This is a genomic window from Acidovorax sp., from assembly GCF_046291265.1.
GTDB lineage: Bacteria > Pseudomonadota > Gammaproteobacteria > Burkholderiales > Burkholderiaceae_C > Acidovorax.
Window position 1 is genome coordinate 1 of the sequence record NZ_JBKBTV010000005.1, and the last position, 15198, is coordinate 15198.

Consider the following 15198-nt stretch of genomic DNA (forward strand, 5'->3'; position numbering starts at 1 on the left):
CGGGTGGTACAGCCCCGTGGGGTGGAACTGGATGAATTCCATGTTGGCCACACGGCAGCCCGCGCGCCAGGCGGCGGCAATGCCGTCGCCCGTGGCGGTGTCGGGGTTGGTGGTGTACAGGTACACCTTGCCCGCGCCGCCCGTGGCCAGAATGGTCTGCGGCGCGCGGAAGGTCACAACCTCGTCGGTGTCGCTGTCCAGCGCATACAGGCCCAGGCAACGGTTGCCGGGCAAGCCCAGCTTGCGCGTGGTGATCAGGTCCACCAGCGTGTGCTGCTCCAACAGCGTGATGCCGGGCGTGGCGCGCACCACGTCGATGAGGGTGCGTTGCACCGCCGCGCCGGTGGCGTCGGTCACGTGCGCAATGCGGCGCGCGCTGTGGCCGCCTTCGCGCGTCAAATGCAGCTGGTCGCCTTCGAGCGTGAAGGGCACGCCCAGCTCGCGCAGCCAGTCGATGGAGGCGGGGGCGTTTTCCACCACAAAACGCGTGGCGGCCAGGTCGCACAGGCCCGCGCCCGCCACCAGCGTGTCTTCGATGTGCGCGGCAAAACTATCGTCATCGGCCAGCACGGCGGCAATACCGCCCTGGGCCCAGCCGCTCGATCCATCCTGCAGCGCGCGCTTGGTGATCACCGCCACGCGGTGTGTGGGCGCCAGGTGCAGGGCGGCAGAGAGGCCAGCGAGGCCGCTGCCTACGATGAGAACGTCAAAGTCGTGGGATGCCATGGCTTGTTTTCAAAGGGGTAAAGGGCCACGGCCACCGGCCAGGGCGGTGAACACTGGACGGGCCGCTACACCGGCGTGTAGGCCAGGCGCACGTAGATGGGCGCAAACGCCTCGGCCTGCGTGATCTCGATCAGCGTCTCTTTGGCCAGTTCCAGCAGGGCGATGAAGGTCACCACCAGCACGGTGCTGCCTTTTTCGGGCTCGAAGAGTTCTTCAAACTCCACAAAACGTCGGCCCTGCAAGGTTTTGAGCACCATGCTCATGTATTCGCGCACGCTGAGTTCTTCGCGCGTGATCCGGTGGTGCTGCACAAGCTTGGCGCGCTTCAAGATGTCGCGCCAGGCGTCTTGCAGCTCCACCACATGCACATCCGGAAAGCGCGGCTGCAGGCTTTGCTCGATGTACACCTGCGCCTTCAGAAAGTCGCGCCCGTATTGCGGCACCTGCGACAGGCGCATGGCGGCCATCTTCATCTGCTCGTATTCGAGCAGGCGGCGCACCAGGGCTGCGCGCGGGTCTTCAGGTTCTTCGCCCTCGGCCTGCTTCTTGGGCGGCAGCAGCATGCGCGACTTGATCTCGATCAGCATGGCCGCCATCAGCAGGTACTCGGCGGCCAGCTCCAGGTTGCGGCTGCGGATCTCGTCCACATAGCTCAGGTATTGGCGCGTCAACCCCGCCATGGGGATGTCAAGAATGTTGAAGTTCTGCTTGCGGATCAGGTACAGCAGCAAGTCCAGCGGGCCTTCAAAGGCTTCCAGGAAGACTTCCAATGCATCGGGCGGGATGTACAGGTCGGTAGGCATGGCGAACAGCGGTTCGCCATACAGCCGCGCCAGCGCCACCTGGTCGACCACCACGGGCATGCCGCCCGCGTCCAGCGCTTGCGCGCCTTGCGAGTCGGCGGCCTTGGCTTGGCTCGCAGTGGTCATGAATTGCTATGCTAAATATAGCTACTAGCGCTTATTGGATAAGCGCTAGAGGCCAATTTGATGCTTATTCTGCGTTCGTCTGGTAGACGTACGGCTTTTGTTCGACCTGGCCATCGCGGTACTCGACCCAGATCTTGCGGTCCACGGCCTTGTCCCACAGCAGGGCGCGGCCTGCGAGCTGTTCGGCTTCCAGTTCGGGCTTGCTGGCCTTGAGCTGGTTGATGAACTGGGTGGTGTCGGACTGGTAGTCGGGGCGGCGGAAGATGGACATGGACTGTTAATCTCTTTCTTGGTTCGCGTCAGGCACAGTGACGCACCAAAGGTCCAAGATTTTACCGGGACGAACTTATGCCCTTGATATATCGCGCCGCGGCCTTCGCAGCCGCCGCCTTTTCCCTGCTGGCGCTCGCCGCCTGCGACCCCCAGCGCATCAGCGAACTGCAGCCAGGCGTCTCTACCGAGGCGGACGTGCGCGACCGCTTTGGCGCCCCCGAAAACGTGTGGGACGAGCCCGGCGGCGCCCGCACCTTTGAATACAACCGCCAGCCCGCGGGCCAGGTCAACTACATGATCACCCTCGGTGCCGATGGGCGTTTGACCGCGGTGCGCCAGGTGCTGACCCCCGAGAACTTTGCGCGCGTGGTGCCCGGCATGCGCATGGACGAGGTGCGCCGCCTGCTGGGCAAGCCCGCCAAGGTCACTCCGTATGAACTGAAGAATGAAACCTGGGCGGACTGGCGGTTTTTGCAGGCGTCCAACCAGGCCCAAGTGTTCACCGTGGTCTATGGGCCGGGGCAGGTGGTGGTGCGCACCCAGACGGGTGCCGACACGGATGCACCGGAGTTCAAAGGCGGCAAGTAGACAGAGATAGCGGAGCGAAAGCCCTACACGTCCACCGACGCACCGCCCTGCGCCGCCAGCCGGTGGGCAAACCCCGAGCGTTCGATGAGCGAGCGCGGTTGTTCGTGCAGGTGGACCACGCTCAGCCGCCCGCCGCGCGCGGCCACGGCTTTCAGGATCTGCTCCAGCGCGTCCAGCCCGGTGGTGTCCAACGCCACCAGCTCGCAGGCGTCCAGCACCACATCCGTGCCGTGCGGGCCGGTCTCTATCGCTTGAATGATGGGGTCGACCTTGGCCGCGGCACCAAAGAACAGCGCGCCATGCAGGCGCCAGGTGGCAACGGGGTGGACGGGGTGAACGGCGGCCGACGGTGCCTGCGCGGCCAGATCGGTGGGCGGCAGTGGCGCCACATCGGGCTGGCGCTCGGCCCGGAACAGCCCGCTCATGCGGCGCACAAACAGCGCGCAGGCCATGAACAGGCCCACCTCCACCGCTACGGTCAGGTCAAACACCACGGTGAGAAAAAACGTGCTCAGCATCAGCAGCCGGTAGTGGTTGCTGAAGTGTTTGAGGCGCGCAAATTCGTGCCACTCACCCATGTTCCAGGCCACGAACAGCAGGATGCCCGCCAGCACCGCCAGCGGGATGTGCAGCGCCAGCGGCGCCCCCACCAACACGATCAGCGCCAGCGTGGCCGCGTGCACCATGCCCGCCACGGGCGACGTGGCGCCCGAGCGGATGTTGGTCACCGTGCGCGCAATGGTGCCGGTGGCGGGCATGCCACCAAAAAACGGCACGATCATGTTGGCCGCGCCCTGGGCCATCAGTTCCTGGTTGGGGTCGTGTTTTTTGTGGTGCGGGTCGGTGGCCAGCTGGTCGGCCACGCGGGCGCACAGCAGGGATTCGATGGCGCCCAGCAGGGCAATCGTCAGGGTGGGCGTGACCAGCAGCCGCACCGTCTCCCACGAAAAAGCGGGCAGCGCAAACACGGGCAGCCCTTGCGGAATGCCGCCAAACCGCGACCCGATCGTCTCCACCGGAAAGCTGAACGCCCAGGCCAGCAGGCTCAGCACCACCAGCGCCACCACGGGCGCGGGCACCCGCGCAAACTGGCGCACCTTGTGGCCTTCCAGCAACCGGATCACGGGCGAGTCCTTGAGGAACAGCCGCGGCCAGACAAACAGCAGCGCCACACAGGCCAGCCCCAGCGCAAAGGCGTAGGGGTTGAAGGTGTCGATGTGCTGCGCCACTGTGGCGACCTGCGAGAAGAAGTTGCCTGGCATCCGGTCAATCGACAGCCCCAGCCAGTCCTTGACCTGCGACAGCGCAATCAGCACCGCAATGCCGTTGGTAAACCCGATCACGATGCTGACTGGCACAAACCGCACCAGCGTGCCCAGGCGAAACAGCCCCAGTAGCACCAAAATCACGCCCGCGCAGGCGGTGGAGATCAGCAGGTTGGCTACGCCATAGCGCTCCACAATGCCGTAGACGATGACGATAAAAGCGCCCGCAGGCCCGCCAATCTGCGCATTGGTGCCGCCCAGGGCCGATATCAAAAAACCCGCAATGATGGCCGTCCACAGCCCCGCCTCGGGCTTGAGGCCACTCGCAATCGCAAACGCCATGGCCAGCGGCAGCGCCACGATGCCCACCGTCACCCCCGCGCCCACGTCGGCCAGACAGCGGGTTTTGGTGTAGCCGCGCAGGGCGTCGATCAGGCGGGGGCGAAAGGCGGTGGAAAACTGCATGAAGGCTCCGGGGCGTGTGAACGGTGGGCGTGTGGGGCGCGGCGCGTTCAGCTCGGAGGGCTGCCCCCGCGTGCGCACGGTGCGCTGCAGAGAGCTATGGGCTGGGGTTCTGACATGGAGGCGTTCAGTGTAGTGAGCACTTCTTAATGTGCAACCGATGGCAACTCCTGCGGCGCCAGAGCGCCACCACTCCGCACAGCGGCTTCAGCGTCGTGTCAGCGTTGTGCGGTAAACACTACACAATTGATAGCTGGTAGCGCTTGATGGATAAGCGCTAGAGGCCTAAAACACTTAAAAATGGTTCGAAAAGGATGATCGATGGAGTGGCTGCGCGGCTGCCCTTGCAAACTCCTCGGCATGCCGCACAGGCGTCGCATATCCTCCGTCCACCCCTTTCCTTGATTGGCGCGTTGCTTGCTAGCAGTGCCCCCAGGCAGATACCGCCCGGCACCGCACCACCCGCCCCTATGCACGACACTCCACCCCCTGCCATGCAACCGCCCGTCATTCCCCCCACGCCTTCGCTACGCCACGGCATGTTTGAAGACGCGCAGGCGCTGTTCGCCGGCACCTTGTTTGTGGCGATGGCGCTCATGCTGTTCAACCAGGCGGGCTTGCTGGTGGGCGGCACGGCGGGGGTGGCGTTTTTGCTGCACTACATCACGGGCATCTCGTTCGGCAAGCTCTTTTTTGTGGTCAACCTGCCGTTCTACTGGTTTGCGTGGACCCGCATGGGCCGCGAGTTCACCATCAAAACGTTTGTCTGCGTGGCCCTGCTGTCGCTGCTGACCGAACTCTTCCCGCACGTGATGCATGTGGACTACCTGAACCCGTTGTTTGCCTCGCTGCTGGGCGGGCTGCTGCTGGGCACGGGTTGCCTGTTTTTGGCGCGCCACCGATCCAGCCTGGGTGGCGCCACCGTGGTGTCGCTGTACCTGCAGGCACGGTATGGCATGCGCGCAGGCAAGGTGCAGATGATGATTGACGGCACGGTGGTGCTGCTGGCCCTGTTCGTGGTGCCGGTGGACCGCGTGGCGTATTCGGTGCTGGCGGTGCTGGTGATGAGCGGGTTTTTGTGGATCAGCCATCGGCCAGGGCGCTACACCGCAGAGTGAGCGTGCGGCGGGCCCCGCCGTTGGCCGGGGTCAGAACCGGTACAGAAACCCTGCCGTTACCGCTGGCTGACTCGACCGGTTGACCAAGGGGCTGTTGCGGATGCTGCTGCCCAGGCGGGTGGTGCTCACGTCCACAAACAGCCACTGGCGGGGTGCCAGCGTGTAGCCCACCCGCACGCCGACTTGCAGGTTGACGGCTGAACTGCCCTCGTAGGCGGGGCGGGCCAGCAAGGCCTCGCTGCTCTCCACGCCGTAGTAGTAGTCCACATACTTGCGGTCCTGCTGCTGTACCGCGAGGCGTGGCGTGATGTCGAACGCGCCCACCTGAAAGCGGCGATCGGCCTTGAGCGTGAACTGCCGCCCCTTGCTGTGGCCCGATGCATCGGCCAGCAGTTCGGCAGACAGTTGCACGGCGTCGGTGTGCCAGGTGGCGGCGGCGCCCAGCCACACGCTGCCCTTGCGCTCGTTCATGCCCGCCAGCCAGGGCGAATCCTTGGCTTCATAGCCCTCAAACCCAAAGCGCGACCGCAGCCGCAGTCCCACAGGGCCCACCGAGGGCAGCTTGAAGTCCACACCCGGACCGGCAATGCTGATCCAGCGGTTTTCGTAGGTCAGCAGGGGCAGTGGCTGCACCTTGTCATCAAAGTCGCGGTACGGCTTGCGGTCGGCGCTCACGGCCAGGCCGAGGCCCCAGGCAGACGCCGAGGCATCGGTGGTCGACTGAGCACAGGCGCTGGCAGGGGCCACCAGCGCCAGTGTGGCGGCCACGGACGCCACGGTGGCGAGACGGGGAACCTGCGCCAGGCAACGGGCAGCAGAAAATACAGCGGCAAAAAACGGCATGGTTGAGATGTCCACAAAAGAATGAAGTACGAAGGCAAGGCGGCCAGCCGTGGACACTTTGGCGCCCCGGTGTGAGCGTGCGGCGCAGAAAAATCTGGCCGAACGCGGCTGGCCAGGGCACTGTAAAAGCCGTTTCTTAGTGCCGCGTTAGCGGGGCTTTTGCGGTCTTTGCCGGGAAAGCGTTGTGGGCCCGCATGGTCTGCACAACACCTGCCGTGCTCATCCCCTGCTAAGAAACCCGCGTTACGCTCTGGCCCACCATCCCCAAGGAGACCCTGTTGCGTGTACTGCTGGTGGAAGATGACGACATGATCGGGCGCAGCCTTTCGCACGCGCTCAAGGGTGCGGGCTGGTCGGTGGACTGGGTGCGCGATGGCGCCCTGGCCCACAGCGCGTTGGCCGATGGCGACTACCGCTGCGTGCTGCTGGACCTGGGCTTGCCCGGGCTGGACGGCACCGAGGTGCTGCGCCGCGCCCGTGCGCGTGGTGACCTCACCCCCGTAGTCGTGCTCACCGCGCGCGACGGGCTGGATGACCGCATCCTGGGGCTGGATATCGGTGCGGACGATTACCTGCTCAAACCCTTTGAAGTGCCGGAGCTGCTGGCGCGCATGCGCGCCGTGGTGCGTCGGCGCAGCGGTGTGGCCCAGTCCATCGTGGGCAATGGGGCCGTGCAGCTGGACCTGGCCACGCGCGAGGTGTTGCTGGGTGGCGTGCGCGACGCGCTCACGGCGCGCGAATTTGCGCTGCTGCATGCGCTGCTGGAGCGCCCCGGCGCCATCCTGTCGCGCGAGCAGCTGGAGAACCGCATCTACGGCTGGGGCGAAGAGGTCAGCAGCAATGCCGTGGACGTGCTGATCCACGGCATGCGCCGCAAGCTTGGGCCCGACGCGATCCGCAATGTGCGCGGCCTGGGCTGGCGGGTGGCGGCGCCATGACGGGCGGCACACCGCAGCAGGCGGATGCCTCCGCCCGCTGGTACCAACCCCGTTCGCTGCGGGGGCAACTGCTTTTGTGGCTGACGCCCTGGGTGCTGGTGGGCGCCGTGGTGGCGGGCGGGGCGTTTTACGCCAGCTACGGCTACCTGCTGCAGACGTTTATGAAGAACCAGATGGAGGTGCTGGCCCGGTCCCATGTGCCGAGCGACGCGGGTGATGCGCCGCAGGCCCTGCCGGTGCTGGACGAAGAAAACATCGTGCGCTGGGGCGCACTGGTGGTGCAGGTGTGGTCCGCAGACGGACGTTTGCTGGCCACCTCCAGTCCCGATGTCGCTGTGCCCTTGCAGGCCGCTGTGGGCCATTCGCTGGTACGGCCGGGTTCTGCGTGGGAATACGGTTGGCGCGTATTTGCCGCAGCGCCCGCGGGGCCCGGTCGGCACCGGGTGCAGGTGCTGCAGAGCGAGCAGTTCCTGCGCGAAGAGGTGCTGGGGCGCACCTTGTACGTGCTGCTGCCGCTGGCCGTGCTGGTGCCCGCTTTGCTGTTCACGTTGTGGTGGGTGGTGGGGCGGGCATCGCGCTCGCTGCGCCGTGTGGCCGACGAGGTTGCGCAGCGGGACGACCGCAGCCTGGGCGCCATCCCGATGGGTCCGACAGACCGGGTGCCCGAAGAAATCGTACCGCTGGTGTTGTCCTTCAACGCCCTGCTGGCGCGGCTGGGCGAATCTTTTGCCGCCCAGCGCCGTTTTGTGCAGGACGCTGCACACGAGCTGCGCACCCCCATGGCCGCCATGGCGTTGCAGATGGAGAACTTGCGCCCTTGGGTGCCGTCGGGCGAGGCGCAGCAGCAGTTCGCGCAGCTAGACGCTGGCATGCGGCGCGCGCAGCACCTGATCGGCCAGCTCCTTCGCCTGTCAAGGCAGGAGGCGCCCGCGTCCTCCCAGCCGCTGGCCGCCGTAGACATCACCGCCTTGCTGCGCGACAGCGTGGGGCAGCTGATGCCACTGGCAGACCAGCGGCAGATCGAAGTGGGGTTTGAAGGTGCGGACCAGGTGATCGTTCAGGCCTCCGCCGGAGACCTGCGCAGCGTGTTTGACAACCTGCTCGACAACGCACTGCGCTACACGCCAGAAGGCGGCTCGGTCGAGGTGCGCCTGTACCGCCTGGAGGAAGGGGCCGTGGTGGACGTGGTGGACAGCGGACCGGGCATTCCCCCTGAACTGGTCGATCGGGTATTTGACCGCTTCTTCCGCGTGCCCGGCACCACGGCCGATGGCAGCGGGCTGGGCCTGTCCATCACCCGGGCCGCCGCGCTGCGGCAGGGGTTGCGCGTGGAATTGCGTGCGCGGGACGACGGCGCTGCCGGACTCGTGGCGCGGGTGTATCTGGGGGCCGAGGGCCTGGCTCATTCAGCGCTAAGTCGGTGCTAATGCTGGGCTGAGTCTCGCTTTCTAGAGTGGATGAACCTTCATCCTCTCGAAAGTTTTAGTCATGAAAACACGCCACCCCCTTGCAACGCTGGCCTGGGGCCTTCTGCCGCTGTCAGCCCTTGCAGTGGGCCTCTTCTCGCTGCGCTATGCGTTGCCTGGCATGCCCTTTCCGCTGGATCTGCCCAGCCTGCAGCTGTCGCGCCAGGCGTTCATCGTGCATGCGGTCAGTGCTTCGCTGGCACTGATGCTGGGCCCGCTGCAGTTTGTGGCTTGGCTGCGCAGCCGTTTTCCGGCTGTCCACCGCTGGACAGGCCGTGGGTACGCGCTGGCCATTGCCGTGGCCTGGCTTTCATCGCTGCCCATGGCTGTGCACACCATGACGGGCACCGTGGCGGCCACCGGGTTTTTTGCCCTGGGCCTGGCATGGGTGGTGACGACAGGCATGGGCGTGGCCTGCGCTCTGCAGCGGCGCTTTGCGGAGCATCGGCGCTGGATGATCCGCAGCTATGCGCTCACGGCGGCGGCCATCACGCTGCGCATCTACCTGGGCGCCAGCATGGCTGCGGGCATCGACGAGCAGCTGTCGTACCCCTTCATCGCCTGGCTCTGCTGGGTGCCCAATCTGCTGGGTGCCGAGTGGTATCTGCGGCGGTCACTGCACCAGCGGTTGTCACCGCTCAGCGTCGCCTGATGAAGGGGGGAGCTGCAGGGTTGGGGTGCACCGCAACAGATTGCGGGGCGCTTCGCCGCGCGGTTTAGCGCACGCGCATGCCGGGATTGGCTGGTGCCGCGCGGCTCTTACCCGTCTTCTCGCCGTTGTTTGCGGTCAGGAAGCCGTGCACGAAGATGTTGTTGGGCGGGCTCCTACTGGGCACTTGCTGGCTGTTTCTGGCACGCCACCGATCCAGCCTGGGCGGCGCCACGGTGGTGTCGCTGTACCTGCAGGCACGGTATGGCATGCGCGCAGGCAAGGTGCAGATGATGATTGACGGCACGTTGGTGTTGCTGGCCCTGTTCGTTGTGCCGGTGGACCGCGTGGCGTATTCGGTGCTGGCAGTGCTGGTGATCAGCGGGTTTTTGTGGATCAGCCACCGGCCGGGGCGTTACGTGGGGCATTGATGGCGGGTGTCCAAAGCGCGCGCAAGGACGCATGGGGCCGGCGGGGTGATGAAGCTGGAGAGCCGCAATGCTGCCGGAGAGCACGCGGTAACTGATGCGATCTGGCTTGGCGTCGTGCGTGCCCCTGCGGAGTCTGAATCAAGGTCGCCTGGAAGCTATAGTTCTGCACGTGAATTTCTGCCGGGTTTGGTCGGCATCTTTATCCCGGCTCTTGTACCGTGCGTCCGCCGAAAACCCCGGCTGCGAGCCACTTTCAGGCGGAGCCGGTGTCTCGAATATCTCCCATGGTCCAGTTTGTTTCGCAGGATTTTCGGGGAATATCACTTTAGGTGCCATGGACCAGCGGCTAGCCACCCTCATTGACGACTACATTGCTTTGGTGTGCTCCGCTGTGAGGCTTCTGGAGCAGGGCGGCATTGGCCGACCCGGTAGCAACACAGAATGGGCGTGTAACGGAATACCTGGGACTGGCGTACTCCCCGGCGGAGTGAAGTATTTCAAACATGGCTATGGTTGCGCGGTCCATCTCAAGCGAGGTACGGTGGCCTTCGATTTCGGAGAAACTGGGCAGATCAATGGCTTTGATGTTTGGCGCCTCTCCCGCTTCGCAGGCGGGAAACTTGGTCAGTACGGATTCCGCTCGGAGGCAGAGCTAGATGCCTGTTTCAAAGCCGAAGTCGCGGCTGGTTCGCTGATCTACTCCGGTTACATCCTTCACAACCTCCGCGCATGAGTATCCGTAGCGAAGCAGCTCTTGAAGCGCAGCTCATAGTCCTCGCGTTCAAGTCGAGCGGCTTCATGACTGCCCTTCAAGCGGCGAGAAGCTTGAAGCTGAGTTCTTGGTGCATCGGCGCGGGCGCCGTTCGCAATCTCGTATGGGATCACTTGCATGGCTTTAAAACGGAAACCCCGGCCGAAGACATAGACGTCGTGTTCTTCGACGCAAGTAACCTTTCCCAAGAGTTTGAGCGAGCCATCAACGACAGGCTCACCCTCGCAGAGCCAGGCTTCAACTGGGAGGCGGTCAATCAGGCGGGTGTTCACCGCTGGGTCCAGTCTCACGCCACGCAGGTGGGCCAACCATTTCGGTCACTGGCGGAAGGCATTGCTTCTTGGCCCGAAGTGGCTACCTGCGTTGGTGTCACGCTCTCTGGTTCAGGAGAAATTGAAGTAATCGCGCCGCACGGCTTAACCGATCTCTTTGAAATGATCGTTCGCCGGAATCCCAGTCGCGTATCCAGCGCAGTCTTTACTCAAAGAGTTGCCAAAAAACGCTTTGCCGAGCGCTGGCCTCAGGTCAGGGTCTTGGAAGCATCGTAAGAAATGCCTACTAAACTTCAATAGGGCGGCATCCGGTAAGCAGGGCGCCGCTTCACTTGTCAAATGCCACTCGCAATAAGCTCGATAGCATACACAACCTCTTTCCTGGCCCTTACCCTTCTGCACGGCTTGGCGTTCGCAGCGAAGTGCGTGCTGCCCTTGCCTGATGGTGGTGGCGAGACGCCTTCCCGGGAAAACCTTCACGGAACTATCGTCCTCATTCGTCCAGGCGAGGTTCAGATACTGCGCAAGGACCAGCGCCGCACCAGTGTGGCGATGCCTACAGCGGGAACCGTGTTCACGGCGTTCGGTGGGGATGGTGATCCCGTGGGCCTGAAGGTGGGACAGACAGTTTGGGTCTGGTTTAAGAACTGCCGTATGCCCAGGTCTGGATTGCCCGAACCCGCATATTTTCAGGTTTACTCGATGGACCCGAAGGACAGGCCATAACGATGGCACCGGAAAGGTCTCGCTTGTTGAACAGCTCGGATGCGGAGGGGTGGCCGCTGTTTGCGTTGACTCCTCTCATCGTCCGCCGGTCATCTTCACGTTGATCCTTACCCCATGAATTTTCGAGAACTTGAACAACTTGGTGATGCGGACCTCACGATCTGCGGTCTCAGACTGTGGGTTCACGGGCGGCAGTTTCCTGCAGCGACAGACTATTGGGATGGGAACTGGCTGCGAGTGACCGCCTACTGCATCTATCCACATTCGGCGGTTCGGATTCAGAACGATTCTTGTGTCCGGCTGGATGAATTGGCAGGTTTTTTGAGTGGCTGCGAACGCATGTACTCGACGTTAAGTGGCAAGGCCGGGCTTAATTGCATGGAGCCTTACCTCGCCGCTGAACTCTCGGCGTTGACCAATGGCCACATCGGCGTGTCGCTGTCAGTAACGCCAGATCACTGCTCCGAAACGCACGAATACAAAGACGAGATGGACCAGTCTTACCTGCCTGAGATCATCAATTCATGCCGGGCCATTCTGGAGAAATTTCCCGTTCGAGAACCTAAATGAAGCGTGTCGTTGCAACCATCCTGGCGTTGGCGCAGGGCCTCATGACTCGGTACCTCCTCCTGTCCACTCTGCTTCTCGCCCCTGCGCAGGTGGCACTCGCCCAGGACTGCGTAAGAGTTGCGTGCGCTCAAGGCGACCGCTGCGAGATCACGCACCTCGCGTTGACCGCAGTGCTTCCGCCCACCTTGGAGGTCCGCTCGATCAGAAGCAACACCAAGATCGCCACGCGGGGCGATGCCGCGCTGCTGGACAGCCGCCATGCGGGTCGCCTGGCGGCTGTGGTGTCTGCAGACCAGGCCAGCATTTACGGCGCTGTGTATGTGGCTGGCAACCTGTAAGCACGGGGCACGCTCCGGGTTTGAGCCCAACGATGGCGGCGAGGGGAGTTTCGCCCTGGCATGGACACGCTTCAAAGCAGTGGGCATTTCTTCAAGACAAACTTCGCCCGCATCAAGCTGGACGAAGCCCAACCGGCGGTGAAGATCGACCCGCCTCCGAGCCTTGCCAAAGCCGATTGCTGGCAAGCCAAGGTCGCCGCTGAACTGTCGGATTTCTCCGTTCTGGTCGGAGATACCCTCGGCCACTGAAACATACGCCCGGAAGGCGCGCATCACCCAGGTCAGCGGCTTTGCTCCGTGTACCTGGGGTGGCGAATAAGGCTTGAGCCCTCGCTCAACTGGACCGGCCGAGGCTAATGCGGCATCCCAGCCTGGGGTTAAGTCACTTGCCTGTGCAGGTGCCCCACAGTTAACTACCTAGCCCAAGCCCCGCCGCTCACCGCACCCGCATGCCCGGCGTTGCGCCTGGCCAGGGGTTCAGCACGTAGATGCCCGGGTTGGCCTTCTCGTCGCCGTGGCTGGCGGCCAGCACCATCCCTTCGCTGACACCGAACTTCATCTTACGCGGCGCGAGGTTGGCCACCATCACGGTGTGTTTGCCGACCAGGTCCTCCGGCTTGTAGGCGCTGGCGATGCCGCTGAAGACGTTGCGATGGCGTCCCTCGCCCACATCCAGCGTCAGGCGCAGCAGCTTGGTGGAGCCTTCCACCGGCTCGCAGTTCACGATCAACGCGATGCGCAGGTCGATCTTGGTGAAGTCGTCGATGGTGATGGTGGGGGCGAGTTCTTCTCCGCCGGGCGCTGCTACGGTTTCAGTAGCTGCCTGCGCTTGGTCTGTCTGGGCTGGAGGTTCAAACAATGCTTCAAGCTGTTTAGCGTCAACGCGCTTCATGAGATGCTCGTACGTGCCGATTTGATGGTTCGCCGGAAGGTCGAGTGCGCCGCCACCGGTCCATGACAGTTCATCGATCTTGAGGAAGGATTCAACTAATTGGGCTGTAGCTGGCAGAACGGGCTTCAGGCACAGCGTGGCGGTCTTAAAGACATTGAGCGCGACGGTGCAGACACCCTGCAAACGTGCTTCTGCTCCTTCCTGCTTGGCGAGTACCCAGGGGGCGTGAATGTCGATGTACTCGTTGCATGTGTCGAGCAATTCAGAAACCAGCCGAATCGCTTTTGCGTACTCTCGCGCTTCGTAAAGCCCAACAACCTCCTGCGCGACCCTCTCCGCGTTCATCAGCGGGGCAATTGGGCCTCTGGAGCCGATGCCATCTGACTCTTTGTGAGGAGGAGTCGCTGAACGAATTTCGTCTGGTAGTTCAGAGGCGGTAACGCTCGTGAGCTTTCCGTCGAACTTGTCATTGATGAACTTGGCGCAGCGACTGGCGATATTGACGTATTTGCCAATTAAGTTGCTGTTCACCCGCAGCATGAAATCTTCGGCGTTGAAGTCCATGTCTTCATTGCGTGCCGACAGCTTGGCCGCCAGGTAGTAGCGCAGCCATTCGGCGTTCATGCCCAGGCTCAGGTACTTGAGCGGGTCCAGGCCCGTGCCCCGGCTCTTGCTCATCTTCTCGCCATTGTTTACGGTCAAAAAGCCGTGCACGAACACGTTGTTGGGCGTTTTGCGGCCGCTGAAGTGCAGCATGGCGGGCCAGAACAGTGTGTGGAAGGTGACGATGTCTTTGCCGATGAAGTGGTACTGCTCCATGGTGGGGTCGGCCATGTAGGCGTCGTAGCTTTCGCCGCGCTTTTCGAGCAGGTTCTTCAGCGAGGCCAGGTAGCCCACGGGGGCATCCAGCCACACGTAGAAGTATTTGCCCGGCGCGTCCGGGATCTCGATGCCGAAGTAGGGTGCGTCGCGGCTGATGTCCCAGTCGCCCAGGCCTTCGCTTTGCGTGCCATTGGGGTTGGTGCGAACGCTGAACCATTCCTTGATCTTGTTGGCCACCTCGGGCTGCAGCTTGCCGTCCTGGGTCCACTTTTCCAGAAACTCCACGCAGCGCGGGTCAGAGAGCTTGAAGAAGAAGTGCTCGGAGTTCTTCAGCTCCGGCTTGGCACCCGACAGGGCCGAGAACGGGTTGATCAGGTCGGTGGGCGCATACACCGCGCCACACACCTCACAGTTGTCGCCGTACTGGTCCTTGGAGTGGCACTTGGGGCATTCGCCCTTGATGTATCGGTCGGGCAAGAACATGTTCTTCTCGGGGTCGAAGAACTGTTCGATGGTGCGCACTTCGATCAGGCTGCCATCGGCACGGTCGCGCAGGTCGCGGTAGATCTGGCGGGCCAGGTCGTGGTTTTCGGGCGCATCGGTGCTGTGCCAGTTGTCAAAGCTGATGTGAAAACCATCCAGGTACTGCTTGCGGCCCGCGGCAATGTCGGCCACGAACTGCTGGGGCGTCTTGCCCGCCTTTTCGGCGGCAATCATGATGGGCGCGCCGTGGGTGTCGTCGGCACCCACAAAATTGACGGCATTGCCCTGCATGCGCTGGTACCGCACCCAGATGTCGGCCTGGATGTATTCCATGATGTGGCCGATGTGGAAGTTGCCGTTGGCATACGGCAGGGCGGTGGTTACGAAGAGTTTGCGGGCGGATGACGTCATGAAAGCGGCTTTCTCAGGCGGAACCCGCGATTTTAGGCGGTTGGTGACCCGTGTTTTGTGGCGCCGTGCCTTGGTGGGTGTGGCGGGGGTGGGCTTTGCTGTGGAAAGATGGGGTGAATAGCGCTAGTGCAGTGTTTCACGCTATCCGGCACATAAAAAGGCGTCTTTTCGCCCCTGGCAGCGTTGCAAATCCTCGCGATACACCCGGTATCGCTCCGGTTTGC

The 15198-nt window shown here is 63.3% G+C and carries 16 protein-coding genes and 1 pseudogene; 11 read left to right on the forward strand and 6 right to left on the reverse strand.

Annotation, left to right across the window (positions count from 1 at the left end):
• The 3 genes from ACK41V_RS03195 to ACK41V_RS03205 all read right to left on the reverse strand — a co-directional run.
• Positions 1-726, reverse strand: a 726-nt coding sequence (locus ACK41V_RS03195; RefSeq protein WP_409777716.1) for an FAD-dependent oxidoreductase, incomplete at its 3' end; no start/stop codon positions are given.
• Positions 727-791: 65 nt separating this feature from the next.
• Positions 792-1655, reverse strand: coding sequence for a segregation and condensation protein A (locus ACK41V_RS03200; protein WP_409777719.1), 864 nt, complete (start codon positions 1653-1655; stop codon positions 792-794).
• Between the two features lie 64 nt (positions 1656-1719).
• Positions 1720-1926: a DUF3460 family protein gene (locus ACK41V_RS03205; RefSeq protein ID WP_409777722.1), complete on the reverse strand. Its 207-nt coding sequence runs from the start codon at positions 1924-1926 to the stop codon at positions 1720-1722.
• A gap of 77 nt (positions 1927-2003) precedes the next feature.
• Between ACK41V_RS03205 and ACK41V_RS03210 the strand changes: the two genes are divergently transcribed.
• Positions 2004-2516 (forward strand): outer membrane protein assembly factor BamE, encoded by a 513-nt coding sequence (locus tag ACK41V_RS03210; RefSeq protein ID WP_409777725.1) that lies wholly within the window; start codon positions 2004-2006, stop codon positions 2514-2516.
• Positions 2517-2539: 23 nt separating this feature from the next.
• On the opposite strand, the gene ACK41V_RS03215 is transcribed toward ACK41V_RS03210, so the two are convergent.
• The gene (locus ACK41V_RS03215) at positions 2540-4246 is read right to left on the reverse strand and encodes a SulP family inorganic anion transporter (protein WP_409777728.1); all 1707 of its coding nucleotides are present in this window, start codon (positions 4244-4246) and stop codon (positions 2540-2542) included.
• Between the two features lie 467 nt (positions 4247-4713).
• Between ACK41V_RS03215 and ACK41V_RS03220 the strand changes: the two genes are divergently transcribed.
• Complete coding sequence (locus ACK41V_RS03220) at positions 4714-5361, forward strand: YitT family protein (protein ID WP_409777730.1); 648 nt, start codon at positions 4714-4716, stop codon at positions 5359-5361.
• A 30-nt stretch (positions 5362-5391) separates the two neighbouring features.
• Here the strand turns inward: ACK41V_RS03220 and ACK41V_RS03225 are convergent, their stop codons facing one another.
• Positions 5392-6204, reverse strand: a complete 813-nt coding sequence (locus tag ACK41V_RS03225) for a MipA/OmpV family protein (protein ID WP_409777732.1) — start codon at positions 6202-6204, stop codon at positions 5392-5394.
• A gap of 278 nt (positions 6205-6482) precedes the next feature.
• Here ACK41V_RS03225 and ACK41V_RS03230 point away from each other — a divergent pair, with 278 nt between their 5' ends.
• The 9 genes and pseudogenes from ACK41V_RS03230 to ACK41V_RS03270 all read left to right on the forward strand — a co-directional run bounded on the left by ACK41V_RS03230 (position 6483) and on the right by ACK41V_RS03270 (position 12615).
• Complete coding sequence (locus ACK41V_RS03230) at positions 6483-7142, forward strand: response regulator (protein WP_409777734.1); 660 nt, start codon at positions 6483-6485, stop codon at positions 7140-7142.
• The gene (locus ACK41V_RS03235) at positions 7139-8569 is read left to right on the forward strand and encodes an ATP-binding protein (protein WP_409777736.1); all 1431 of its coding nucleotides are present in this window, start codon (positions 7139-7141) and stop codon (positions 8567-8569) included. The genes ACK41V_RS03230 and ACK41V_RS03235 overlap by 4 nt, the downstream gene beginning before the upstream one ends.
• A gap of 61 nt (positions 8570-8630) precedes the next feature.
• Positions 8631-9260: a DUF2306 domain-containing protein gene (locus ACK41V_RS03240; protein ID WP_409777739.1), complete on the forward strand. Its 630-nt coding sequence runs from the start codon at positions 8631-8633 to the stop codon at positions 9258-9260.
• Between the two features lie 158 nt (positions 9261-9418).
• A pseudogene (locus ACK41V_RS03245) lies at positions 9419-9688 on the forward strand (YitT family protein); the annotation flags it as partial.
• Positions 9689-10022: 334 nt separating this feature from the next.
• A complete protein-coding gene (locus ACK41V_RS03250) occupies positions 10023-10421 on the forward strand; it encodes a DUF6896 domain-containing protein (RefSeq protein WP_409777741.1) in 399 nt (132 codons plus the stop codon).
• On the forward strand, positions 10418-11008 hold the full coding sequence (locus ACK41V_RS03255; protein ID WP_409777743.1) for a nucleotidyltransferase family protein: 591 nt from the start codon (positions 10418-10420) through the stop codon (positions 11006-11008). Before ACK41V_RS03250 ends, ACK41V_RS03255 begins: the two co-directional genes overlap by 4 nt.
• A 564-nt stretch (positions 11009-11572) precedes the next feature.
• Positions 11573-12028 (forward strand): hypothetical protein, encoded by a 456-nt coding sequence (locus ACK41V_RS03260; RefSeq protein WP_409777745.1) that lies wholly within the window; start codon positions 11573-11575, stop codon positions 12026-12028.
• Positions 12025-12366 carry a hypothetical protein gene (locus tag ACK41V_RS03265; protein WP_409777748.1) on the forward strand — a complete coding sequence of 114 codons (342 nt, stop codon included), beginning with the start codon at positions 12025-12027 and terminating at the stop codon, positions 12364-12366. Before ACK41V_RS03260 ends, ACK41V_RS03265 begins: the two co-directional genes overlap by 4 nt.
• Before the next feature lie 60 nt (positions 12367-12426).
• The gene (locus tag ACK41V_RS03270) at positions 12427-12615 is read left to right on the forward strand and encodes a hypothetical protein (RefSeq protein ID WP_409777751.1); all 189 of its coding nucleotides are present in this window, start codon (positions 12427-12429) and stop codon (positions 12613-12615) included.
• Between the two features lie 187 nt (positions 12616-12802).
• Here the strand turns inward: ACK41V_RS03270 and metG are convergent, their stop codons facing one another.
• Positions 12803-14974: a methionine--tRNA ligase gene (metG, locus tag ACK41V_RS03275; RefSeq protein WP_409777754.1), complete on the reverse strand. Its 2172-nt coding sequence runs from the start codon at positions 14972-14974 to the stop codon at positions 12803-12805.
• Positions 14975-15198: the final 224 nt, after the last annotated feature.

Excerpts from the sequence above, each read along its gene's own strand:
- ACK41V_RS03200 (WP_409777719.1), bottom strand. The coding sequence starts at position 1,655 with ATGACCACTGCGAGCCAAGCCAAGGCCGCCGACTCGCAAGGCGCGCAA.
- ACK41V_RS03205 (WP_409777722.1), bottom strand. The coding sequence starts at position 1,926 with ATGTCCATCTTCCGCCGCCCCGACTACCAGTCCGACACCACCCAGTTC.
- ACK41V_RS03210 (WP_409777725.1), top strand. The coding sequence starts at position 2,004 with ATGCCCTTGATATATCGCGCCGCGGCCTTCGCAGCCGCCGCCTTTTCC.
- ACK41V_RS03215 (WP_409777728.1), bottom strand. The coding sequence starts at position 4,246 with ATGCAGTTTTCCACCGCCTTTCGCCCCCGCCTGATCGACGCCCTGCGC.
- ACK41V_RS03220 (WP_409777730.1), top strand. The coding sequence starts at position 4,714 with ATGCACGACACTCCACCCCCTGCCATGCAACCGCCCGTCATTCCCCCC.
- ACK41V_RS03225 (WP_409777732.1), bottom strand. The coding sequence starts at position 6,204 with ATGCCGTTTTTTGCCGCTGTATTTTCTGCTGCCCGTTGCCTGGCGCAG.
- ACK41V_RS03235 (WP_409777736.1), top strand. The coding sequence starts at position 7,139 with ATGACGGGCGGCACACCGCAGCAGGCGGATGCCTCCGCCCGCTGGTAC.
- ACK41V_RS03240 (WP_409777739.1), top strand. The coding sequence starts at position 8,631 with ATGAAAACACGCCACCCCCTTGCAACGCTGGCCTGGGGCCTTCTGCCG.
- ACK41V_RS03250 (WP_409777741.1), top strand. The coding sequence starts at position 10,023 with ATGGACCAGCGGCTAGCCACCCTCATTGACGACTACATTGCTTTGGTG.
- ACK41V_RS03255 (WP_409777743.1), top strand. The coding sequence starts at position 10,418 with ATGAGTATCCGTAGCGAAGCAGCTCTTGAAGCGCAGCTCATAGTCCTC.
- ACK41V_RS03260 (WP_409777745.1), top strand. The coding sequence starts at position 11,573 with ATGAATTTTCGAGAACTTGAACAACTTGGTGATGCGGACCTCACGATC.
- ACK41V_RS03265 (WP_409777748.1), top strand. The coding sequence starts at position 12,025 with ATGAAGCGTGTCGTTGCAACCATCCTGGCGTTGGCGCAGGGCCTCATG.
- ACK41V_RS03270 (WP_409777751.1), top strand. The coding sequence starts at position 12,427 with ATGGACACGCTTCAAAGCAGTGGGCATTTCTTCAAGACAAACTTCGCC.
- metG (WP_409777754.1), bottom strand. The coding sequence starts at position 14,974 with ATGACGTCATCCGCCCGCAAACTCTTCGTAACCACCGCCCTGCCGTAT.